At 62.3% G+C, this 273-nt stretch carries 1 protein-coding gene; it reads right to left on the minus strand.

What is annotated here, in order from left to right:
- Positions 1-247: class I SAM-dependent methyltransferase (locus tag AF337_RS33185; protein WP_193393692.1), on the minus strand; the 247-nt coding region annotated here is incomplete at its 3' end.
- Positions 248-273 lie beyond the last annotated feature (26 nt).

A 273-nucleotide genomic window follows, 5' to 3' on the forward strand; every position in this document is an offset into this window, starting at 1 on the left:
GCCTGACGCCCCTTGCAAAGGAGAGGGCAAGGCAATCTTCGGCATATCGGCTTCGCGCCGCCATAAACAGGCGAAAGGATCGTGTGGAGGGGTCCTGGGCTTTCAGGTCTGCTTCGGCGCAGGCCACCTCGCCGAGGATGCGGCGGGCATAGGGGTCCAAGAAGATGGCGCCGCCATCCACGCTCTGGTGCGCTGCTCGATAGGCTGCCGCACCGATCGCAGTGCGGCTTGGTTCCGATGCTCGCATGAAAGCCTCTTTCTCTGTAAATCTGC

The organism is Rhizobium ecuadorense, from assembly GCF_001187535.1.
GTDB lineage: Bacteria > Pseudomonadota > Alphaproteobacteria > Rhizobiales > Rhizobiaceae > Rhizobium > Rhizobium ecuadorense.